The sequence below is a fragment of the Nonomuraea recticatena genome (assembly GCF_039533245.1).
In the GTDB taxonomy this organism is placed as follows: Bacteria; Actinomycetota; Actinomycetes; order Streptosporangiales; family Streptosporangiaceae; genus Nonomuraea; species Nonomuraea roseola.
The window spans coordinates 67,709-89,488 of sequence record NZ_BAAATE010000015.1 but is presented as its reverse complement, the minus strand read 5'-3'; the positions used below and the strand labels follow the sequence as shown (position 1 = coordinate 89,488).

General features: G+C 71.5%; 22 protein-coding genes. 11 read left to right on the top strand and 11 right to left on the bottom strand.

The annotated features are described in order from the left end of the window. Positions 1-23 precede the first annotated feature (23 nt). A complete protein-coding gene (locus ABFX50_RS26880; RefSeq protein WP_346150114.1) occupies positions 24-668 on the top strand; it encodes an alpha/beta fold hydrolase in 645 nt (214 codons plus the stop codon). Between the two features lies 1 nt (position 669). Here the strand turns inward: ABFX50_RS26880 and ABFX50_RS26875 are convergent, their stop codons facing one another. The 3 genes from ABFX50_RS26875 to ABFX50_RS26865 all read right to left on the bottom strand — a co-directional run bounded on the left by ABFX50_RS26875 (position 670) and on the right by ABFX50_RS26865 (position 2,463). Beyond that, on the bottom strand, positions 670-1,221 hold the full coding sequence (locus ABFX50_RS26875) for a TetR/AcrR family transcriptional regulator (RefSeq protein ID WP_346150113.1): 552 nt from the start codon (positions 1,219-1,221) through the stop codon (positions 670-672). Positions 1,222-1,310: 89 nt separating this feature from the next. After that, positions 1,311-1,847, bottom strand: a complete 537-nt coding sequence (ahpD, locus tag ABFX50_RS26870) for an alkylhydroperoxidase, AhpD family (RefSeq protein ID WP_183645969.1) — start codon at positions 1,845-1,847, stop codon at positions 1,311-1,313. A 64-nt stretch (positions 1,848-1,911) separates the two neighbouring features. Continuing rightward, a complete protein-coding gene (locus ABFX50_RS26865) occupies positions 1,912-2,463 on the bottom strand; it encodes a peroxiredoxin (RefSeq protein WP_312895475.1) in 552 nt (183 codons plus the stop codon). Positions 2,464-2,559: 96 nt separating this feature from the next. Between ABFX50_RS26865 and ABFX50_RS26860 the strand changes: the two genes are divergently transcribed. Beyond that, positions 2,560-3,504, top strand: a complete 945-nt coding sequence (locus ABFX50_RS26860; protein ID WP_346150112.1) for a LysR substrate-binding domain-containing protein — start codon at positions 2,560-2,562, stop codon at positions 3,502-3,504. Between the two features lie 30 nt (positions 3,505-3,534). Here ABFX50_RS26860 and ABFX50_RS26855 read toward each other — a convergent pair whose 3' ends face one another. Together ABFX50_RS26855 and ABFX50_RS26850 are read right to left on the bottom strand one after the other, a co-directional pair. Then, a complete protein-coding gene (locus tag ABFX50_RS26855; protein WP_346150111.1) occupies positions 3,535-4,221 on the bottom strand; it encodes an aspartate/glutamate racemase family protein in 687 nt (228 codons plus the stop codon). A 22-nt stretch (positions 4,222-4,243) separates the two neighbouring features. Then, positions 4,244-5,407 carry a pyridoxal phosphate-dependent aminotransferase gene (locus tag ABFX50_RS26850; protein ID WP_346150110.1) on the bottom strand — a complete coding sequence of 388 codons (1,164 nt, stop codon included), beginning with the start codon at positions 5,405-5,407 and terminating at the stop codon, positions 4,244-4,246. A gap of 25 nt (positions 5,408-5,432) precedes the next feature. On the opposite strand from ABFX50_RS26850, the gene ABFX50_RS26845 reads away from it, so the two are divergent. From ABFX50_RS26845 to ABFX50_RS26815, 7 genes are all read left to right on the top strand, one after another. Next, positions 5,433-7,133, top strand: a complete 1,701-nt coding sequence (locus tag ABFX50_RS26845) for an alpha/beta fold hydrolase (RefSeq protein WP_346150109.1) — start codon at positions 5,433-5,435, stop codon at positions 7,131-7,133. After that, positions 7,130-7,978, top strand: coding sequence for a DUF418 domain-containing protein (locus tag ABFX50_RS26840; protein ID WP_346150108.1), 849 nt, complete (start codon positions 7,130-7,132; stop codon positions 7,976-7,978). The genes ABFX50_RS26845 and ABFX50_RS26840 overlap by 4 nt, the downstream gene beginning before the upstream one ends. A 235-nt stretch (positions 7,979-8,213) precedes the next feature. Beyond that, entirely contained in the window at positions 8,214-8,990 is a 777-nt protein-coding gene (locus ABFX50_RS26835; protein WP_346150107.1) for a carbon-nitrogen hydrolase family protein, read from the top strand. Positions 8,991-9,014: 24 nt separating this feature from the next. Then, a complete protein-coding gene (locus ABFX50_RS26830) occupies positions 9,015-9,467 on the top strand; it encodes a hypothetical protein (RefSeq protein ID WP_312895476.1) in 453 nt (150 codons plus the stop codon). Beyond that, a complete protein-coding gene (locus ABFX50_RS26825) occupies positions 9,464-9,859 on the top strand; it encodes a hypothetical protein (RefSeq protein ID WP_183645986.1) in 396 nt (131 codons plus the stop codon). The genes ABFX50_RS26830 and ABFX50_RS26825 overlap by 4 nt, the downstream gene beginning before the upstream one ends. Positions 9,860-9,929: 70 nt before the next feature. Then, positions 9,930-10,400, top strand: a complete 471-nt coding sequence (locus ABFX50_RS26820) for a SigE family RNA polymerase sigma factor (protein ID WP_346150106.1) — start codon at positions 9,930-9,932, stop codon at positions 10,398-10,400. Then, the gene (locus ABFX50_RS26815) at positions 10,397-12,241 is read left to right on the top strand and encodes a hypothetical protein (RefSeq protein WP_346150105.1); all 1,845 of its coding nucleotides are present in this window, start codon (positions 10,397-10,399) and stop codon (positions 12,239-12,241) included. Before ABFX50_RS26820 ends, ABFX50_RS26815 begins: the two co-directional genes overlap by 4 nt. Here the strand turns inward: ABFX50_RS26815 and ABFX50_RS26810 are convergent. Both ABFX50_RS26810 and ABFX50_RS26805 read right to left on the bottom strand, forming a co-directional pair. Further along, a complete protein-coding gene (locus ABFX50_RS26810) occupies positions 12,238-13,728 on the bottom strand; it encodes a carboxyl transferase domain-containing protein (protein WP_346150104.1) in 1,491 nt (496 codons plus the stop codon). The genes ABFX50_RS26815 and ABFX50_RS26810 overlap by 4 nt on opposite strands. 43 nt (positions 13,729-13,771) lie before the next feature. Beyond that, positions 13,772-14,929 carry a CaiB/BaiF CoA transferase family protein gene (locus ABFX50_RS26805; RefSeq protein ID WP_346150103.1) on the bottom strand — a complete coding sequence of 386 codons (1,158 nt, stop codon included), beginning with the start codon at positions 14,927-14,929 and terminating at the stop codon, positions 13,772-13,774. A 106-nt stretch (positions 14,930-15,035) separates the two neighbouring features. On the opposite strand from ABFX50_RS26805, the gene ABFX50_RS26800 reads away from it, so the two are divergent. Next, positions 15,036-15,590: a uridine kinase family protein gene (locus tag ABFX50_RS26800; RefSeq protein WP_346150102.1), complete on the top strand. Its 555-nt coding sequence runs from the start codon at positions 15,036-15,038 to the stop codon at positions 15,588-15,590. Here the strand turns inward: ABFX50_RS26800 and arfA are convergent. Beyond that, positions 15,568-17,070 (bottom strand): arabinosylfuranosidase ArfA, encoded by a 1,503-nt coding sequence (arfA, locus tag ABFX50_RS26795; RefSeq protein ID WP_346150101.1) that lies wholly within the window; start codon positions 17,068-17,070, stop codon positions 15,568-15,570. The two genes, ABFX50_RS26800 and arfA, sit on opposite strands and share 23 nt — an antisense overlap. Before the next feature lie 105 nt (positions 17,071-17,175). Then, positions 17,176-17,853, bottom strand: a complete 678-nt coding sequence (locus tag ABFX50_RS26790; protein WP_346150100.1) for a histidine phosphatase family protein — start codon at positions 17,851-17,853, stop codon at positions 17,176-17,178. 209 nt (positions 17,854-18,062) lie between these two features. Between ABFX50_RS26790 and ABFX50_RS26785 the strand changes: the two genes are divergently transcribed. Continuing rightward, on the top strand, positions 18,063-20,042 hold the full coding sequence (locus tag ABFX50_RS26785) for a ligand-binding sensor domain-containing protein (protein ID WP_346150099.1): 1,980 nt from the start codon (positions 18,063-18,065) through the stop codon (positions 20,040-20,042). Position 20,043: 1 nt separating this feature from the next. Here ABFX50_RS26785 and ABFX50_RS26780 read toward each other — a convergent pair whose 3' ends face one another. Next, positions 20,044-20,511, bottom strand: a complete 468-nt coding sequence (locus ABFX50_RS26780; RefSeq protein ID WP_346150098.1) for a flavin reductase family protein — start codon at positions 20,509-20,511, stop codon at positions 20,044-20,046. Next, complete coding sequence (locus ABFX50_RS26775; RefSeq protein ID WP_346150097.1) at positions 20,508-21,725, bottom strand: styrene monooxygenase/indole monooxygenase family protein; 1,218 nt, start codon at positions 21,723-21,725, stop codon at positions 20,508-20,510. The genes ABFX50_RS26780 and ABFX50_RS26775 overlap by 4 nt, the downstream gene beginning before the upstream one ends. Between the last annotated feature and the right edge of the window lie 55 nt (positions 21,726-21,780).

The following is a 21,780-nucleotide window of genomic DNA, read 5'->3' as shown; positions in this document are numbered from 1 at the left end:
GGGACAAAGGTAGCCTCACGGACGTGATTCGCACCGCACACGTCAACGGCGTCGACCTCTCCTACAGGGAGGAGGGCGACCCCGCGGCCCCCACGCTGGTCCTGCTGCACGGGCGCACCGCCGACCACAACAACTGGAACCCGTTCATCCGCCGCTTCGCCGAACGTTTCCACGTGATCGCGCCCGACCTGCGGGGACACGGCGCCAGCGAGCGCCCCGACCGCTACGAACTGCCCGACATGGCCGAGGACGTCGTGGCCCTGCTCGGCGCGCTCGGCGTGGACCAGGCCATCCTGATCGGCCACTCCCTCGGCGGCGTGGTCGCCTACCACCTGGCCATGAACCACCCCGAGCGGGTCTCGCTGCTGGTGCTGGAGGACCCGCCCGCGCCGGTGCCGCACGAGCGGCCCGCGCTGGAGGACGACTCCCCCATGATGGTCGAGACCGAGCGTCAGATCGTCTCCCCCGACCCCGCGTGGGCCGAGGGGCTGAAGCGCGTCACGGCTCCCACGCTGGTGCTGGCAGGCGGACCCGCCAGCCATGTCATCGCCGAGCCGCTGGCCGACCTCATTCCCGGCGCGAAGCTGGTCACCATCGGCGTGGGGCACCTGATCCACGCCGACGCGCCCGAGGAGTTCTGGGCGGCCGTCGGGCGGTTCCTGGAATAGCTCAGCCGAGGCAGGCGCGGAAGACCCGCGTGAGACGGTCGACGACCGCCTCACGCCGCCACTCGCCGGCCGGGCCGAAGACCCTGCGCAACTGGGCGCTGCCCATGATGAGGGCGGTGGCGAGGGAGGCGCGCATCTCGGCGTCGTCGCCCGGCAGCCGGTCGCTCAGCGGCTCGAGTATCGCGGTGCGGATGCGCTCGCGGATGATCTCCTGGATCTCCGAGGTCGGCGTGGAACGCGCCAGCGTGGCCACCAGCACGCTGTCGCCCGGCGAGGTCAGCCGGTCGGCGACGTACTCTGCCAGCGCCCTCGGCAGGTCGCCGCCCGCCTCGTCGAACACGCCGGGGAAGCGGCCCTGTTCGGCGATCACCTCGGCGAACAGGTCACGCTTGCTGCCGAAGTAGCGGTTGATCAGCGAGAGGTTCGCCTCCGCCCTCGCCGCGATGAGGCGCATCGTCACCTGGTCGTAGCCGTGTTCGGCGAACAGCTCTCTGGCCGCCTCCATGATGCGCAGCCTGGTGGCGTGCCTGTCGCGCAGCCGTACCTCTTCCACACCTGGATCCTCCCACCTGGGAGCGCGTGCGGAGACGCGAAAGGGCGCTCCCTTGGGCAAGGGAGCGCCCGTCGTGCTTCTGGTGGAGGTCAGACCGTGACGAGGGCGGCCTCGGCCTCGAGGGTCGCGGCCGTCGCGTTGATCACCGCGGCGATCCGCAGCGCCTCCTGGATCTGCTCGCGCGGCATGCCCGCGCCGCGCAGCACCTGCTCGTGCGACTCCAGGCAGCGGCCGCAGCCGTTGACCGCCGAGACCGCGAGGCACCACAGCTCGAAGTCGACCTTGTCGACGCCGGGGTTGCCGATGACGGTCATGCGGAGCTTGGCCGGCATCGTGCTGTACTGCTCGTCGCCGATGAGGTGCGTGGCCCGGTAGTAGACGTTGTTCATCGCCATGATCGAGGCGGCGGCCTTGGCGGCCTTGAACGCCTCGGCCGACAGGTTGCCGGCGGCCTCGCCCGCGACCTCGGCGATGACCTGCGCCGACCTGGTGGCCATCGCGCACGCCAGCGCCGCGCCCCACAGCTGCTGGTCGGTCAGCGACGACGTCGTCGTGACCGAGCCCAGGTTGAGCTTGGTGTCCTTGGCGTAGTCGGGCAGAGCGGCCTTCAGGTTGTCGATGCTCATGCGCCCTCCTTCGTCGGTCGCACAAGCATCAGATGGCTGTGTTCCCTGCGCTCGCTTCGCTCGCTCATGCGCCCAGCAGCGCCTTCGCGTCGAGGCCCTTCTCGCCCTTGTTCCAGTTGCACGGGCACAGCTCGTCGGACTGCAGCGCGTCGAGGACCCGCAGGACCTCCTTGACGTTGCGGCCGACCGAGCCCGCGGTGACCATGGCGAACTGGATCTCGTTGTTGGGGTCCACGATGAAGGTGGCGCGCTGGGCGACGCCGTCCTCGCCGAGGACGCCGAGCGCCGACGACAGCTCGCGCTTGATGTCGCTCAGCATCGGGAAGGGCAGGTCGCGCAGGTCCTCGTGGTCCTTGCGCCAGGCGTGGTGGACGTACTCCGAGTCGACGGAGACACCGAGCACCTGGGCGTCGCGGTCGGCGAAGTCCTCGTTGAGCCGGCCGAACTCGGCGATCTCGGTGGGACACACGAAGGTGAAGTCCTTCGGCCAGAAGAACACCACGCGCCACTTGCCCTCGTAGGACTTGTGGTTGATCTCCGCGAACGCCTTGTCGGGGTCGAGGTCGACACAGGCGGTGAGTTCGTACTCGGGGAACTTGTCACCAACGGTGAGCACGTGAATATCTCCTTGAGTAAGACGTCGTTGTCAGGGCTTCAGGGTGCCTCACCTAGCATTGATCCGAGAAATCGAGCAGTCGGACGAATCTGAGAGGTGATTCCTATCAGTGAGCCCTCGCCCACCCTCGCTCAGCTGCGCGCATTCCTCGCCGTAGCCGACCATCTCCACTTCAGGGAGGCGGCCACGGCGCTGCGGATGAGCCAGCCGGCGCTGTCGGCGTCGGTCTCCGCGCTGGAGGAGATCCTCGACACCCAGCTGCTGGAGCGGACCACCCGCAGGGTGCTGCTCACCCCTGCGGGCGAGCGGGTGGCCGTGCACGCGACCAGGGTCCTCGCCGCGGTCGACGACCTCATCGGCGAGGTCGACAGGAACCGCGAGCCGTTCAGCGGGCCCGCGCACCTCGGGGTGATCCCGACCGTCGCGCCGTACGTGCTGCCCGCGCTGCTGCCGATGTTCGCCAGACGCTTCCCTCACCTGAAGCTGACGGTGCACGAGGCCAAGACCGAGACGATCGTGGAGGAGGTGCGCGAGGGCAGGCTCGACCTGGTGCTGCTGGCGCTGCCGACCGAGACGAGCGGGCTGGTGGAGGAGCCGCTCTACGACGAGGACTTCCTGCTGGCGCTGCCCGAGGGGCACCCCCTGGCCGCCGACGACGCGCCGCTGAGCAGGTCGGCGCTGAAGGGTCTCGACATCGTGCTGCTCAACCAGGGCCACTGCCTGCGCGAGCAGGCGATAGACGTGTGCAGGGAGGTGGGGGCGCGGGCCACCGCGACCACCTACGCCACCAGTCTGCCGACGCTGGTGCAACTGGTGGCGGGCGGGCTCGGGGTGACCCTGCTGCCGGAGTCGGCGGTGCCGGTGGAGACGGGCAAGAGGGTACGGCTGGCGCTGCGCCGCTTCGCCCATCCCGCGCCGGGGCGGACGATCGGCCTGGCCTACAGGGCGAGCTCGGCGCGGGCGGCGGAGTACGCGCAGCTGGCCAAGGCGGTGCGAGGGGCGGTCAGGCAGCGGAAGCTGCCGGTGAAGGTGATCTCCTGAGGCGTCCCCGCGCGCCGGCCTCCCTCCGGATCAGTCGCCGAACGGCCAGCCGGTGACCGGCGGGCGAGGCGCCCTGGCGGGGGCCAGGCCCAGCACGCCCAGCGACTCGGCCAGCTTGACCGCTGCGCTCACGCCGTCCACGACGACGCGCCCCGTGGCCGACGCGACGTCGGCGGCCATGCCCGCCATGCCGCCGCAGCCCAGCACGACGACCTCGGTCGCGGCCAGCGCCGCGACGCCCGCCACCGCCTCCAGCGCCCGCTCCCGCCGCTCGACCAGGTCGGGCACGCTCTGCCCCGAGGCCAGTACGGCGGCGCAGGCCGCGTCGAGACGCAGCGCCCTGAGGCGGTCCTCGACGATCGGCACCGCCGCGGCGGTGGAGGTGACGATCGTGTAGGAGGCTCCGAGCGTGCGGGCCAGCAGCGGGCCGCACTCGGTGATGTCGAGCACGGGCGCGGCGGTCAGCTCCTGCGCGGCCTCCTTGCCAGGCTCGCCGAAGCCCGCCATGACCACGGCGTCGGCGGGCGTGCGCGCGATGACCTCCAGCACGCCGACCGCGCTGAACAGCACCTCCGACTGCCCCGTCAGCTCGAAGGGGCCGCGCCCCGGCGCGAGCGTGGTGACGGTGGTGCCCGGCGCGGCGGCGGCGCGGGCCGCCGCGTGGATCAGGCGGGTGCAGCCGTCGACGCGGTTGGGGTTGACCACCAGGATCTCCATGCAGCGTAACGGTATACCAGTATTAGCCGAGTCGCTTGAGCCTGGTCACCGCCTCGTCGATGACCTCGTCCTTCTTGCAGAAGGCGAACCTGACGAAGTGCCTTCCGCGCTCGGGGTGGTCGTAGAAGACCTGCGTCGGGATGGCCACCACGCCTGCCAGCTCGGGCAGGCGCCTGGTCAGCTCGAGCCCGTCGGTGAAGCCCAGCGGCCTGATGTCGGTCTGCACGAAGTAGGTGCCCGACGGCTTCAGCACCTCGAAGCCCGCGCCCGACAACCCGCTCATGAGCCTGTCGCGCTTGCTCTGCAGCGCCGCCCGCAGCTCGGCCACCCAGCCCAGCTCCTCGCGCAGGCCGTGCGCCACGGCCAGCTGCCAGGGCCCGCCCACGGTGAAGGTGAGGAACTGTTTGACCGTCTGCGCCGCCCGCGTCAGCTCGGGCGGCGCGCACACCCAGCCCGTCTTCCAGCCCGTGACGGAGAACGTCTTGCCCGCGGAGGAGATCATCACGGTCCTCTCACGCATGCCGGGCAGCGTGGCGAGCGGGACGTGCGCGACGCCGTCGAAGGTTAGGTGCTCGTAGACCTCGTCGGTGATCGCGATCAGGTCGCGCTCCTGGCACACCTCGGCGATGACGGCCAGTTCCCCGGGGGTGAAGACCGTGCCCGTCGGGTTGTGCGGGGAGTTGACGAGGATCGCCCTGGTGCGCGGTGTGACGGCGGCGCGCAGCTCGTCGGGGTCGAAGGTGAAACGGCCCTGCTTCGGGCGCAACGTGACCGCGGCCAGCCTCGCGCCGGCCAGCGCGATGGAGGCGGCGTAGGAGTCGTAGTAGGGCTCGAAGGCGATCACCTCGTCACCCTGCTCGCACAGGGCCAGCACCGTCGCCGCGATGGCCTCGGTCGCCCCCACGGTGACCAGCACCTCGCCGTCGGGGTCGTAGTCGAGACCGTAGTGCAGCCTCCTGTGCTCCGACACCGCCTGCCGCAGCTGCGGCAGGCCCGGCCCCGGCGGGTACTGGTTGACGCCCGACCTGATGGCCTCCACCGCGCGGTCGAGCATCGAGGCGGGGCCGTCGGTGTCGGGGAAGCCCTGCCCCAGATTGATCGACCCGGTCCTGACGGCCAGCGCGCTCATCTCGGCGAAGATGGTGGTCCCGAACCGTCGCATGCGGGAAACAAGGGGATCGCTCACAGAGCCAGACTATTAGTCTCGAGGGGTGATCACCCGGGTCGTCCTCGCCCTCACGCTCGTGTCCGGCCCTCTGACCGCCGCTCCCGTCCCCCTGGAGGCCAGGGCGTGTCCCGTCGCGATGCCCGAGGGAACACGGTGCGGCTTCCTGGTGGTGCCCGAGCGCCGCGACGCCCCCGGCACGACGATCAGGGTGGGCTACGCCGTCCACCGGTCGGACGCCCCCTCGGGCGATCCGGTGGTCTACATGAGCGGCGGCCCCGGCTCGGCCTCCATCCAGCTCACCGGCTACCTGGCGGCGCTCTTTCCCGACCGCGACGTCGTGACCGTCGAACAGCGCGGCAGCAGGTTCTCCAAGCCCACCCTCGGCTGCCCCGAGACCGTGGCGGCGATGCTCGACCGGCTGCGCGCCCCCGGCGCCGACGTGGCCAGGGGCGCGCGCGACTGCCGCAGGCGCCACCAGGAGGCGGGCGTCGACCTGCGCGGGTACACCACCAAGGAGATCGCCGCCGACGTCGTGGACCTGCGCAAGGCGCTCGGCTTCGAGAAGTGGAACCTGTTCGGCGTCAGCTACTCCACCAGGGTGATGGTGGACGCGGCCGCCGCCGACCCCGGCGGGACCGCCGCCGTCGTGCTCGACTCCTTCCTGCCGCAGGACGTCTCCTGGTACGGCGACGCCGACCGCAACCTGGACGACACGGTGGCCGCGCTCGGCATCGACGAGGATTTCGAGGTGATGACCGGGCGGCTCAACGACGACCCCGCCCTGGTGCCGACCACCGACCCGCTGACCGGCAGGGCGTTCACCGCCAGGCTGACGGGCGACGACGTGGCGACCGTGCTGGCCGAGGGGCTGCACGACACGAGCGTGATCGCCGCGGCCCCCGCGCTGGTCGGCGCGCTCGCCCAGGGGCACGACGAGCTGCTGCGCCCGCTGGCCGACCAGACGGGCCCCGGCCTGGCCTCCCACGAGTTCGGGCTCTACCACGCCGTCCAGTGCCAGGACGAGGCCACCTTCCCCGACAGGTCGCGCCTGTTCACGGTGAACGTGGACAGGGCGGTGTGCGCGGAGTGGCGGCTGCCGGCCTCGAAGCCGACGAAGGCGAGCACGAAGGCGCCCGTCCTGGTGCTGGCAGGACAGTACGACCCCACCACGCCCCCGAGGACCGCCAGACCCGCCGCCGAGCGGCTGCCTCACGCCCGCTTCGTCGAGTTCGCGGGGGTGGGACACGCGGTGTTCCTCTCCGACCGGTGCGGCGCACGCACCATCGCCGCCTTCATGGCCGATCCCGAGGGCTGGAAGCAGCCCTGCGACCCCTCCGTGCGCGGCCTTCCCCCCGTGCGGCCCGGCGACCTGCACGTCACAGGCGCCCCCTACCAGGCGATGACCGCTCCGTGGCTGGCCGCGCCGCCGGCGCTGTTCGTGCTGGCCAGCCTGGCCCAGCTGGTCACGGGCGCGATCAGGGGCAGGGCGCTGACCGCCTTCGCGGGCCTGACGGGCCTGGCGTTCACCGGCCTGGCCGCCGACGCGGTGTGGGGGCTGACGAAGGTGAACGAGACGGCGCTGGCCGTGGGGGTGCCGCGCGTGCTGGAGTTGTACGGGTGGATCGCGGCGGGTTCGGCGGTGCTCACCGTCGCGGCGCTGGCTCGCGCCCGTACAATCCCCAACAGCCTGGCCGCGACCGTCGCGGCGGGGTTCCTCGTATGGTGGTGGTCCTGGTTCCTTTGACGCGCATCAGAGAGCTCGACGCGCTCCGCGGCTTCGCGGTGTGCGGGATCATGCTGGTCAACACCTGGCAGCACCACGAGGGGCCCAAGGGCGAGTGGTGGGTCGAGACCTTCTTCCAGGGCCGCTTCTACCCGATCTTCTCGCTGCTGTTCGGCATCAGCTTCGTGCTGGTGCTGCGCGGCGCCTCCCGATGGGTGCTGCTGCGCAGGCTGCTGTGGCTGCTGCTGTTCGGGCTGATCCAGCACACCTGGTACGAGGGCGAGGTGCTGACCGACTACGCGCTGTTCGGGCTCGGTGTGCTGCTACCCGTCTCGTTCCTGTCGGCCGGATGGCCGATCCTGGTGCTCGGCGTCGCGGCGCTCGGGTGGGGCACGTGGATGGGCGGCGGGATCCTGATCATCCCTGGGCTCTTCCTGATCGGCATGACGCTGATGGAGTGGCGGCCAGGGCGTCGCTGGCTGCTGCCGGGCTTCGGGGTGTCCGCGGCCGTCTCGGCGGTGTTCACGTGGCTCTATCCGATCGCCGGGCAGTGGTGGATCTACGTGGTCGCCGGGCTGGCGGGGGCGGCGGCCTACTCCACCGCGATCCTGTACCTGCGGCCGCGCTGGCTGGAGCCCCTGGGCAGGATGGCGCTGACCAACTACGTCACCGGCACCGTGGTCATCGTGCTGACCGGCCCCACCCGCTGGCCGGTGCTGGCGGTGACGGGGGTGACGCTGCTGGCGCAGCTGCTGTTCAGCTGGTGGTGGCTGTCCAGGTTCAGGTACGGCCCGCTCGAGTGGGCGTGGCGGGCGCTCACCTGGTGGAAGCCGGTAGGTAACAGGCTCGTCTCTTCTGACCGTTGACGGCGCCCCCGCCCCCGGATACACGAGTAGCGGAAGGACGTGCGCTGGATGCGGATGATGCTGGCACGCGGCTGGCGGCGGCGAGGTAGGCGGGCACACCCGCCTCCTCGAAGGGCAGCAGGACGACCTGGCCCCGCCTTGCCGAGCAGCAGGTCGTAGGTGCGGCGGGCCGCCGCGGGCAAGCCCGTCCGGGTGATCTGGCCGCCCGGTTCCATGCGGGCATAGTCTCGGAGGCGTGACGAGAATCGCCCTGTGCCAGCTGCCGGTCTCCCCCGATCCCGCCGCCAACCTCAAGCGGGCCACGGAGGCCCTGGCCAGGGCGCAGGGCGCCGACCTGGCGATCTTCCCCGAGGCCACCCTGACCAGGTTCGGCAGGAGCGTCAGCGACCTGGCCGAGCCGCTCGACGGGCCCTTCGTCACCGGTCTGGCCGCGGCGGCCCGCGAGCACGGCGTCGCGGTGATCGCAGGGGTGTTCGAGCCCGCCGAGGGCAAGGTCCACAACACCGCCGTCGCGATCGACGCCTCGGGCGCGGTCGTGGCCGCCTACAGGAAGATCCACCTGTTCGACTCCTTCGGCTTCCGCGAGTCAGAGCTGGTCGCCCCGGGCTCCGAGCCGACCGTGGTCGAGCTGGCCGGGCTCAGGATCGGCCTGCTCACCTGCTACGACATCCGCTTCCCCGAGCTGGCCAGGGCGCTGGTCGACAGGGGAGCCGACCTGTTCGCGGTGATCGCCGCCTGGGGTTCGGGCCCGCTCAAGGAGGACCACTGGATCACGCTGGTGCGCGCCAGGGCACTGGAGAACACGATGTGGACGGCCGCCGTCGGCCAGGCGCCCAACCCCTCCGAGTCGGGCGACGGATTCGGCATCGGGCGCAGCATGCTGGTCGACCCGCTGGGCGTGGTCCGCGCCGACCTGGGTAGCGGACCCGCCGTGCAGGTGGTCGAGGTCGATCCCGAGGCGACCGCTTCGGCTCGCGCGGCCCTGCCCTGCCTCGAACACAGAGTGCTGTAGGCCAAGAGATCGTAAAGTGGTGTCGTGAACGAGCGTAGGACGCAGATGCAGAAGGTGGTGCCGCCTCGGCTGCTCGTGCCCTACCTCTCGGGCAAGCGCACGGTCATCTCCGGCTACGTCTACAGAGTCCAGGACTGCGCGCGGCTGACCACGCCGCGCACCCTGTTCCTGGGGCTCGACCTGTCGTTCGAAGGATCGGAGCTGAGCGCGGAGGTGCCCGAGCTGTACGTCATGCGGTGGTACGCACGAGACGTCGACACCTACGCGGTGCCGTACGGGCCGCACATGGGCGGCGATTGGAGCGACGCGCCGCCGTTCGCGGGGAACGGGTTCACCACCTCGCGCGAGCACGTGGTCCCCCAGTTCCACACCGCGCCGATGCCGATCCCCGCGGGGGCCGAGATCGTGCACGTGAGCGACAGGGGCGAGCGGCCCTTCGCCCTCTACGACGGGCTCACCTGGCGGCCCTCCGCATGAGCGACGAGATCGTTCCCGTGGCCTCGGGGTTCGTCGCCCGCCACAGGGGACACACCCATCCGGCGGCGATCGGCCCCGACAGCGACGAGGTCGTGCTGTTCAGCGAGGAGGAGCTCGAGGGCTTCGAGGCCGCCTCCGGCTACTGGCGGCGCACCGTGGACCGCTCCGACCTGGAGTGGCTCGTGCTGGTGCGCACGGTCGGCGCCTTCGGCGGCGAGCCGTGCGTCATCCTCGACGAGGACGACGACGGCCTGCACATCGCCTACACCGGCCACAGCGGCATGAAGGCCGAGGCCCTCGGCTACTGGATGGTCGACCACGGCGCCTACGAGGTCGTCGTGCCACGCGAAGAGGTCTTCTCGATCAGGGTCGAGCGCCTGCCCGTCACGTAGAAGAATCTCGGCGCCGCCGTCAACCGGCCGCCCCTTCAGGGGTCTCTCAGACGTGATGGAAACACCCACCATGACGCCCGCGCCCCCGGGCCACGCGGAGCTGTTCGCCGCCCACTACGGGTCGCTCGTACGGCTGGCGGGTCTGCTGGGCGCGGACGACCCCGAGGACATCGCCCAGGAGGCGTTCGCCAGGCTGCACACCCGCCGCCTGCGTGACGAGGGGGCCGCACTCGGCTACCTGCGCTCGACCGTCTGCAACCTGACCCGCAACCGGCTGCGGCACCTGCGCATCACGCGGCTGCGCCGTCCCGAGCCGCCCGAGCACGCCCGCAGCAGCGAGCACGCCGTCCTGGTGGCGGAGGAGCACCGCGAGCTGCTGGCCGCCCTCGACGCGCTGCCGCGCCGTCAGCGCGAGGCGCTGATCCTGCGCTACTGGCTCGACCTGTCCGAACGAGAGATCGCCGAGGCCATGGGCGTGACGCCCGGCTCGGTGAAGACACACGCCAGCCGCGGCCTCGCCGCCCTGAGGGAGAAGCTGTGAACGACCTCGAAGAGCGCCTGCGCGCCGCCCTCGACGCCAGGGCCCAGACCTACGAGACCAGCCCGACCGCCTGGCTGCGCGTGCAGGAGCGCAGGCGCGGGCCGCTGCGCCGGTGGGGAGTGGTCCTGGTCGCGCTGCCCGTCGCGCTGGTCGCCCTGCTCGTGCCCGTCCTGCTCGGCGGGTTCCAGGGGGGTCAGGTGATGACGGGACCGCCACCCGAGCCGGCCCCCGTCGGCCAGGCGCTGGTCATCGACAACCCGGCCGAGAACCGGCCGATGCGGCTCTGGTTCGCCACCGACCATAAGGGTCTGCTCGTCTTCTGCCGGGCCGTGCAGTACGCAGGCGAAGCCCCCCACACCGTGTGCGGCGGCGACGTCGGGGCCCAGGCGATGGAGAGCGTCGGCTGGTTCGAGGGGACGACGCAGTCCGTCCCTCCGCGCGAGAACGTGCTCGACTACGGCGCCGCACGCCTGGACGTCGCCACGGTGACGGCGGTGACCAAGAAGGGGACGCGCGTCGCCGGAGCCGTCCACCGGCCTTCTGGCGCACCCTTCAAGATCTGGACGGTCGACTTCCCTGACACGGACCAGGTCACCGCCTACGAGTTCACCGCCACCGACGGCAGGCTCCTGTCGCGGGTGGCCAGACCCTTCGCGATGCCGCCTGAGGCCGAGCAGGGCGAGCCCGCGGGCGACGCGACGAAGGTCGCCGGGCTGAGCGTGCGGCCTTACAAGACGCCCGACAGGACGCTCATCTGGAGCCTCGACGGCCGCGAGCTGGGGCTGAACCACAGCGCCAAGGAGCTGTTGCGCAACATGGGCGGCAAGCCGATGGACGTCGACCTGCAGGTCAACGGGGGTCGCTGGTTCGGCATCGCCCGCCCGGCCACCGCGAAGGTCGAGCTGGTCCGCAAGGACGGCAAGGTGCTCAGGGCGGCGGTCAAGCAGGACCCGTGGAAGTTCGGCGTACGGCTGTTCGCCGGTGAGGAGCCCGTCTCCGGCGACCTCTACCTGGAGGGCTTCACCCTCGTCGGCTACGATTCCGGCGGCAAGGAGCTGTGGCGCGAGGACCACCCCGCCGACAAGCCGGCCTGGGACCCGCACCCGCCGATCGGCGAGGTCGTCACCCTCGGGGAGGCGAAGGTGTGGTTCAGCAAGGTGACGCTCGCCGACGGCAGAACCTGGGACGGTCTGTGCCGCTCGATGCCCGGCAAGAAGACCACCTGCGACGCCTTCGAGCCGGTCGCCACCCACTACGCCCGCCGCCTGCCCGACCTCGGCACGATCGCGATCGGTGTGGCGGGGACCGGCATCACCCAGGTGACGGCGCAGAAGTCCGAGACCAAGGGGACGATCCACGCCCCCGCGGGCGCGCCGCTGAAGATCTGGACCGTCCCCTACCCGGGCGGTACGGAGACGTTCGACCTGCGCGACGCCAGGGGTGAACTCGGCATGGCGATCGGCGGCGAGGCGCCCTCAGGCTGCTCGGTCTCCCCTCCGGTCGGCAGGGCCGCCACGCTGGCGGGCGGGGTCACCGTCACCCACCAGGACGGCTGCCTGATCATGTGGCGGGATGGGCAGCAGTTCACCGTCGAGATGCGGGACTTCGAGGACGCCACCTACACCTACGGCGACGAGATCTTCACCGGCATCGCGATCAAGGGCACGGCCCGGGTCGAGATGGTCTACGACGACGGATCCCGTCTGGTCGCGGCGGCGACCACGCCCGACCCGTGGGGCCTCGGCCTCGTGCTGTTCTCCACGCCGGCCAAGAAGGCCGAGGGGGGAGCTCTCGTGATCGGCTACGATGCCGCCGGCAAGGAGCTCTGGCGACTGGACTAGATCCCGAGAGAGCGGTAGCGCGCGAGGCGGGCAGGCAACCTGTCCGCCTTCGGCGTCTCCAGCAGTCGCGTGATCTCGAACTCCAGCGCCCTGGCCACCCGCTCGCAGAAGGCCCTCGGCTCGTAGGCGGCGTCGGGCTCCTCGGGGATGATCCTGTCCACGATGCCGTCACGCCGCAGGTCGGTGGCGCGCACCCCCTGCGCCTGAGCGATCTCGGGGGCGAAGTCCACGCTGCGGTAGAGGATCGCCGAGGCGCCCTCCGGCGGGAGCGGCGACAGCCAGGCGTGCTGGGCGGCCAGCACCCTGTCGGCCGGCAGCAGGGCCAGCGCCCCTCCGCCCGCGCCCTCGCCGAGCAGCAGGCAGACGGTCGGGGCGTCGAGCATGACGAGGTCGGCGAGGGAGCGGGCGATCTCGGCGGCCAGACCGCCCTCCTCCGCCGCTTTCGACATCGCGGCCCCTGCCGTGTCGATCACGGTGACGAGCGGGAGGCCCAGCTCGGCGGCCAGCCGCATGCCGCGTCTGGCCACCCGGAGCCCGGCGGGGCCGAGCGGAGCTATCGCGCGCTGCCTGCGCCGGTCCTGGCCGAGCACGACGGCGGGCGCGGCGCCGAACCTGGCCAGCGCGAGCAGCAGCCCTGGATCGGCCTCGCCCTCGCCGGTGCCGTTCAGCGGGGTGACATCGGTGGCGGCGAGCTTGAGCAGGGTCCTGATGCCCGGCCTGTCGTCGCGGCGCGAGCGGGTGATGGCGTCCCACGCCTCGACGGGGCGCAGCGCCTCCTCCGGCGCCTGCCCGGCGACCAGGCCCTCCTTCTCGGCCGCGAGGACGGTCAGCGCCCTGATCGCCACCTCGCGGGCGTCCTCGGCCGAGACGACGGCGTCGACCAGGCCGTGCGCGAACAGGTTCTCCGCCACCTGGACGCCCTCGGGGAAGGCGTAGCCGTGCAGCGACTCGAACACCCTGGGCCCGAGGAAGCCGATCAGCGCGCCCGGCTCGGCCGCGGTCACATGGCCCAGCGAACCCCAGCTGGCGAAGACGCCGCCGGTCGTGGGATGGCGCAGGTAGACGATGTACGGCAGGCCCGCGTCGCGGTGCCGCTGCACCGCGACCGTGATCTTGACCATCTGCGCGAAGGCGAGCGCGCCCTCCTGCATGCGCGTGCCTCCCGAGGCGGGCGAGGCCAGCAGCGGCAGCCTCTCGCGGGTGGCGCGCTCGACCGCCAGCACCAGCCGCTCGGCCGCGGCGACGCCGATGGAGCCGGCCATGAAGGCGAACTCGCAGGCCACGATGGCCACCCTGCGACCGCCGAGGAAGCCCTCACCGGTGATCACCGACTCGTCGAACCCGGTCTTGGCGCGCGCGGCGGCCAGCTCGTCGGCGTAGGAGGAGCCGGACACGGCGGGGTCGGCGGGCGGCGTGTCCCATGACTTCCACGACCCCTTGTCGAGGACCGTCTCGATGAGAGTGCGCGCATCCGGCCGGCTCACCACTGCTCCCCTGCTGTCGACGAGTGCTGCAATGTTGACGCGCGGATCACCGTTCCCGTTCCGCCAACCACGAAAGCACGGCCTCGCCGTCCTGGCCGAGGGCCGGAGGGGCGGTGTGCCGCGCCTGCGGGGCGCCGTCGAAGCGCAGGGGCGGTCCCGGCAGCTCGATCGTGCCGAGCACGGGGTGCTCCACCTCCACGACCAGCCCCTGGGAACGGGTCTGCTCCCATGTGTACACCTCATCCAGCGTGCGGATGGCGCCCGCGGGCACGCCCAGGTCGGCCAGCGCGGTCAGCCAGTCCTCCCTGTCGCGACGGGCGAGCGACTTCTCCATCTGTGCGATCAGCTCGTCCCTGTGCGCGAGTCTCTGCCTGTTCGTCGCATACTTCGCGTCATCGGGGTCGATGTCCAGCAAGGTGGCCACCTTGCGCCACTGGCCGTCGTTGGCGGCGGCGATCTGCAGCATGCCGTCGGCGCAGCGGAAGGCGCCGTAGGGGGCGATGGAGGCGTGGTGGTTGCCGCCCGCGACCGGGACCGTGCCGCCGACCGTCCAGGCCGTGCCGTGGTAGGAGTGCACGCCCGCCACCGCGGCCAGCAGGGAGGTGCGCACGACCTCTCCCCTGCCGGTGCGCTCGCGCGCGTAGAGGGCGGCGACCACGCCGTAGGCGCCGTGGATGCCGGCCAGCAGGTCGGCGATGGAGGCGCCCACCCGGTACGGCTCGTCCTTGGAGGGCCCCGTGAGCGACATGAGCCCCGCCTCGCCCTGGGCGATCTGGTCGTAGCCCGGCCTGCCGCCCTCGGGGCCGTCGTGGCCGAAGCCGGTGATGGACAGGATCACCAGGCGCGGGTTGAGCTCGTGCAGCCGCTCGACGGGGAAGCCCAGGCGGTCGAGCACGCCGGTGCGGAAATTTTCGATCAGGACGTCGCTCTGCCGTACCAGCCGCTCGACGAGCCGTCTGCCCTCGTCCGACTTCAGGTCGACGGCGATGGACTGCTTGTTGCGGTTGGCCGCCAGGAAGTAGGTGGAGATGTCGTGGTCAGGGCCGACGAAGGGCGGGCCCCACCCTCGCGACTCGTCGCCACCGCCCGGATGCTCGACCTTGATCACCTGGGCGCCCAGGTCGCCGAGCATCTGGGCGGCGTGCGGCCCGGCCAGGGCCCTGGACAGGTCGAGGACGACGATGTCGCCGAGGGGTCCGCGCAAGATCAACCTCCTGTGATGGTCGCCGAGCCTACGGCTTTCTAGCCTTTCAGGCGAGAGCCCCCACTCGACAGTCAGGTCCCCGTTCCGGCGTGGCAGGATCTGGTGCGTGGACCACCTGGTGAAACGCGTCATGGACCGGCCGCCCTCCTGCGGCGGGACCAGGGTGGTCGCCGTCGACGGGCCGGCGGGTTCGGGCAAGACCACGTTCGCGGCGCGGCTGGGGCGGGCGCTCGGCGCGCAGGTCGTGCACAGCGACGACTTCCCCGTGCCGTGGCAGGAGGGCCCTGGGCCCTGGTTCACCGCGCTGGAGGAGCAGGTGCTGCGCCCCCTCTCCTCGGGCAGGGCGGGCGCCTTCCGCCGCTACGACTGGGCGCGCGGGGCCTACGCCGAGCTCGTGAGCGTGCCCGTCGCGCCCGTGCTCGTCATCGAGGGCGTCGGGACCGCCCGCCGTAGCCCGCTGGTGACCTTCAGGGTGTGGGTGGAGGCGCCGAGGCCCGTGCGCCTGGCCAGGGTGCTGGAGCGGGACGGGCCCGAGCTGGAGCGGCGGTGGCTGGCGTGGTTCGAGGCGGAGGAGCGGTGGTTCGCCGAGGACGGCACCAGGCAGGGGGCCGATGCCGTCCTCGACGGCACGCGCGGGATCACTGGCGGGCGAGGCGGATGACGTTCCAGGAGACGGCGGGCAGCGTGATCTCGAGCTTGCCGTCGGTCAGGCGGGCGTCGGGGTTGGCGCGCGGCGCCACCGCGTCAGGGGTGTCGGCGCTGTTGCGGGCGTAGGGGTCGGGGCCCGACAGAGTGGTGACCTCCTCCAGCCGGAGCGCGCCGAGGGAGCGCAGGTCGGCGGTGAGGGTCAGCGGCTGGTCCACCGAGCGGTTGACCGCGAACACGGTGGTGAACTCGCCGTCGTGGGTGGCGACGGCGTCCAGCGCGGCGACCTCGCCGAACCTGCTGGTCTCGTGGACGGGCGAGGTGGTCTCGACCCGCAGGACGTCGCCCTTGGCGTGGGCGGCGGCCTGGGCGAAGGGGTGGAAGGTGGTCTGCTTCCACGCGCGCCCGCCCGGCTCGGTCATGATCGGGGCGATCACGTTGACGAGCTGGGCCAGGCAGGCGGAGGTGACGCGGTCGCTGTGGCGCAGCAACGAGATCAGCAGACCGCCGAGCGTCACCGCGTCGGCCAGGTGGTAGTGGTCCTCGAGCAGCGGAGGGGCGACCGGCCATCCGGTCATGGGCTCGGCGTTCTGGTAGCGCGACAGGTACCAGACGTTCCACTCGTCGAAGGAGATGTTGATCTTCTTCTTGCTCTTGAGCCTGGCGCCGACGCTGTCGGCGGTGGCCACCACGGAGTCAATGAAGTGGTCCATGTCCATGGCCGAGGCCAGGAAGCTGGCCAGATCGCCGTCGTGCTCCTCGTAGTAGGCGTGACAGGAGATGAAGTCGACGACGTCGTAGGTCTCCTCCAGCACGGTGGCCTCCCACGCGCCGAAGGTCGGCATGCTGGAGCCCGAGCTGCCGCAGGCCACCAGTTCGAGGCCAGGGTCGAGCATGCGCATCGCCCTGCCGGTCTCGGCGGCGAGCCTGCCGTACTCCCTGGCGCTCTTGTGGCCGATCTGCCAGGGGCCGTCCATCTCGTTGCCGAGACACCACATGCGGACGGCGTGCGGCTCCTTGGCGCCGTTGGCGACCCGCAGGTCCGACAGGTGCGTGCCCGCGTCGATGTTGCAGTACTCCAGCAGGTCGAGGGCGGACTCGATGCCCCTGGTGCCGAGGTTGACCGCCATCATCGGCTCGACGCCCGCCTTGCGGCACCAGGTCATGAACTCGTCCAGGCCGAACTCGTTGGTCTCGGTGGAGTGCCAGGCGAGGTCCAGCCTGGTGGGACGCTGCTCGCGCGGGCCCGTGCCGTCCTCCCACCGGTAGCCGGAGACGAAGTTGCCACCGGGATAGCGGACGCTCGTCGCCCCCAGCTGCCTGGTCAGGTCGAGCACGTCCTGGCGGAAGCCGTCCTGGTCGGCGGTCGGGTGCGTCGGCTCGTAGATCCCCGTGTAGACACAGCGGCCGAGGTGCTCGACGAAGGTGCCGAAGGTGCGGCGGTGCACGGGGGCCACCCGGAAGGCGGGATCCAGAGTGAGGTGCGCGGTCAGCACTGAGCTTCTCCTAGATGAACGTGTGTTAGCGCTAACATTTCGTACTGTTAACGCTCACTTGGAGACGAGTGTTGATGCTGTGTCCTCGTGGGTCAACCCCTCTGTTCAGTCGAGGTGGCCGACCTCGTTGAACGACACCAGCTCGAGGCGCCCGTCCGGCGCGGCCCACGTCGAGACCGAGGCGTTCCTGATCGGGGCGTGGACGTCGACGGCCGCCAGGTCGGTGTCGTGCGCCTGCTCGATGACGTGGCGCAGGACCAGCACCACCGAGTCGTGGGCGACGATCAGCACGCGCCGCCCCTCGGCCTTCGAGGCCAGGTCGGCCAGGAAGTCCCTTAGCCTGACCGCCACGTCGCCGAACGACTCGCCGCCGGGCGGGCGGTAGCCGTACTCCCCTTGGGCCAGCATCCGCGCCACCTCGTCGGGGAAGCGCTGCTCCAGCGCGGCCAGGTTGTAGTAGCGCAGCTCGCCCCACTCCCTGTCGCGCAGCCGCGCGTCGACGCTGACGGGAAGCGAGGGGGCGCCCCATGCCCGCTGGGCGAGCCTCCAGGTCTCCTTGGCCCGCAGGTACGGCGAGCACCACACGACCTCAGGCGCCTCCTGCGGGGGAAGCGCCGCCAGGTGCCTGCCCAGGGCCGCGGCCTGCGCGCGCCCCAGCGCGGTCAGCGCGATCTCGTCGTCGCCAGGCTCGTAGAACAGCGGGACGCCGATCGCCTCCTGGAAGGCGAGGTTGGCCTCGCTCTGGCCGTGTCGTACCGCGATGATCCGCCTGGGCCCGGTCATATGATCATTCTGCCCCCGCCGGCACCCGCACACCCGAAAAGCGGTGAAAGCAGTTCAATTCGCCGAGCGCCGCCCGGGGCCCGAAGCCGACCGGCGAGACGCCGAACACACGGGTGAGCGTTCCCTGCGCGGGAGTGCGCGAGTTACCCCGGCCCCCTCGAGGAGAGGGGAGCTTCCGTGGCAGGGAGGGAGCTGGCAGAATTACGGCCATGACCGTATCTTGGCGGGCGGCGGCTCTGGCCCTCTTACTCGCCCTCACCCCCGCAGTCCCGGCCCAGGCCGAAACCTCCGCCGCACCGCCCACCGGGTGCGGTTTCAAGAACCTCGGCACGATGCCGCTCACCGGCGCCACCACGGCGGGCACCGCGCTCGACGCGACCCACCCCGACGGCCCTCGCGTCTACTCGGTGACCTCCAGCGCCTCGGGCCCCGCGATGCTCGGCATCAGGAAGGCGGGCGACGGCAGCCTCATCGCCGAGCGCCCCCTCCCCCTCGCCCTCGGCTCATGGGCGGTGACCGTCGCCCCCGACCACGCCGTCTACGTCGGCAGCTACAACGCCACGGCCGGCGCGATGGGCCGGCTGTTCCGCTACGACCCCGCCGCCGACCAGGTCAGAGAGCTCGGCATGGCCGCGCAGGGCGAGTCGTTCGTGTGGACCGTCGCGGCCTCCCCCGACGGCAGGTCCGTCTACGCGGGAACCTCGCCCAACGGCAAGCTCGTCCGCTACGACACCGCGACGGGCCAGATCACCGACCTGGGCAGCCCGGTCCCCGGCGAGCAGTACCTCAGGGACCTGGCCGTCGCCGAGGACGGCACGGTCTACGCCGGCGTCGGCGCGCAGAACATGAAGGTCGCCGTCATCGGCCAGGACGGCACCACCCTGCGCGTCATCGACCCGCCCATCGAGGGCCACGGCTACGCCTACGACGTGGACGTCATCGGCCGCCACCTGCTCGTGAGGTTCTCCACCTCCACCAACACCAACCCGATGGGCGTCTACGACCTGGAGACCGGCGCCTGGAAGGACGTCGTCGAGGACGTCGACAGCCTCACCGTCGGCGGCGGCAGACACGGCCGCCAGGTCTACCTCTTCCAGAACGAGGAGCTCGTCGCCTACGACCTGACATCGGGCCAGATCGTCACCAGGACCGGGTTCACCGACTACGGCGGCGGCGCGGCCAGGCCCCTCGGCTGGATCGGCCACACGCTGGTGGGCACCGGCTCCACCGGGCGGATCTGGCACTACGACCGCAGGAGCGGCAAGGGCGAGCTGCTGGAGGGCACCCTCACGGGGCAGCCGGTCAGCGTCCGATCGATGGCCGTCGGCCCCGACGGCCGCGTCTACGGCGGCGGCTTCTTCACCGGCGGGCTGGCCTCCTACGACCCCCGCACCGGCCAGTCGCAGTTCTGGCCCAACGTCGGCCAGAGCGAGGGCATGGTCACCCACCAGGGCAAGCTCTACCTCGGCGTCTACCCGTGGGCAAGGATCTACGAGTGGACGGGCAGCGAGCCCAAGCCCCTGCTCAACCTCGCCGAGCACGAGCAGGACCGCCCCTTCGCGATGATCTCGGCAGGCGACTGGCTGGCGTTCGGCACCGTCCCGAAGGCGGGCACGGTCGGCGGCGCGCTCGGCCTGTACGACCCGGCCACCGGCAGGAGCGTCATCAGGCGCAACCTCATCCCCGGCCACAGCATCATCGGACTGGCCTACCGCGACGGCGTCGTCTACGGCACGACCTCCGCCTTCGGCGGCATCAGCACCCCGCAGGACGACGCTGCCGTCGCCTTCGCCTACGACATCGCCACCGACTCGCTGAAGTGGCGGACCAAGCCCGTGCCGGGCGACCTGGCGCTCGGCTCGATCACCTTCGACGGCGACGGCAGGCTGTGGGGCCTGTCCCCCGACGCCCTCTACGAGCTCGACCCCGCCACTGGCGCGACCCTGCGCTCGGTCAAGCACCAGACCTACCCGTGGGCCACCGCCACCCAGGTCTGGCTCGACACCAACATCGAGCTCGGCTCCGACGGCAGGCTGTACGGCAAGGCGCAGGGCAAGGCCTACCGCATCGACAGGGCGACGATGGCGCTGACCCTCATCGCCCGCCCGATCTCGATCCTGCTCAAGGGGCCCGACGGGCACATGTACCTGTCGCGCTTCGAGAACTTCTACACCTACAGGATCTGCTGAGTCATCCCGCCACCCGCTCCAGGTAGCGCCCTGAGTGGAACACCAGCGGCTCGCCGCCCGTGCGGTCGAACTGCTCCACCGCGCCGACGAAGATCAGGTGGTCGCCGCCCTCGTGCACGGTCACCGTACGGCACGCGAAGCTGGCCAGCGTGCCCTCCAGGACGGGCAGCCCGCCCGCCGCCGAGCTGGTCGCCACCCCCGCGAACTTGTCCTCCGCGGGGGTGGCGAACCGGCGCGACAGCTCGTCCTGACCCGCGGCCAGCACGTTCACCACGAACCTGCCCGCCCGCAGGAACAGGTCCGCACTGGGCGCCCGCCTCGACAGGCACCACAGCACCAGCGGCGGGTCGAGGGAGACGGAGGTGAAGGAGTTGACCGTCACTCCCGCCCTGCGCCCGTCCTCCAGCGCGGTGGTCACCACCGCCACCCCCGTGGCGTACATGCCGAGCGCCTCCCTCAGCGACCTCATGACAGCGCCGCCAGGTAGGCGTGGGCCTTGGCCGGGTCCATGAACCACTCGGCGAAGTCGGAGGGGTCGTCGAAGCCGTTAACGAAGCGGGAGGCCACCTGCGGCAGAGCGCCCGCCGCGCCCAGCAGTTCGAGCACGTGCGGCGGCGGGGGCGCCAGCAGCGCGTTGGTCCAGGCGGTCGCGTGGCCTGCGACCTGCCAGTAACGCTCGAAGGCGGCCGTCATCCACGCCGCGTCGAAGGGCCTGGCGCCGTGCTCCAGCACGCTGTCGAGGTAGGAGGCGGCGCACTTGGCCGCGTTGTTGGCGCCCTGCCCGGTGATCGGGTCGTTGAGCACCACCACGTCGGCCACGCCGAGCACCCGCGCGCCGGAGGGCAGGGTCGCCACGGGCCGCCGCACCACGGGGGCGAAGCGGCCCGACAGCACGCCGAGGTCGTCGGTCAGCTCCACCTCCGCGCACCGCTCGGCCTCCCACGGCAGGAAGGTCTCCAGCACCCACCGGCTCCTGGCCAGGTGCTCGGCGGGGGTGCGCACGTCGGCCCAGCAGTCCATGGGCCCGCCTGGCACGCCCTCGAAAACCATGATCTCGCACGGCCCCGACAGGGTCAGCGCGGGGAAGACGAAGTACTCCCCGACCCCCGGGACGAGGTTGAAGCAGACCGCCGAATGATCGGGCCGCGGCGCGAGCCCGTGCACGTAGGTGAGCGCCAGCGCCCGCTGCGGCCTGTCGTACGGCGAGCGTGACGCGTCACGCTCGAACAGCGAGGCGATCGCCCCCTTGCCCGCGGCCACCATCACCAGGTCGTACTGCGCGGCGTAGGTCTCCAGGTCGGCGACCGTCGCCTCGTGCACGACGAGCTTGCCGCCCAGCCGCTCGAACTCGGCCATCCACGCGGGCATCTTGACCCGCTGGTCGACCGAGCGAGCCGCCACGTCCAGCCTGGCGGCCCAGTCGATCACGGGAGCCTCAGGGCCCGGCACGGTGAAGGAGATGCCCTCGATCGGCGGGCAGGACCCGGCCCACAGGTCGAGGCCGAGGTCGCGCTCATGGCCGAGGGCGGTTCCGAACATGGCCTGGCTGGAGGTCACCCGCCCGTCGCGGATCTCCTCCGGCGAGCGATCGGTGACGACGGTGACGTCGTAGCCGTTCTTCAGCAGTCCGACGGCCAGATGGAGTCCGGCCTGCCCGGCGCCGACGATCAGGATTCCGCGCATGGTGAGGCTTCCCTTCGGGGGATGGAGTGGGATGAGGGTGGATCGGTCAGGCGCC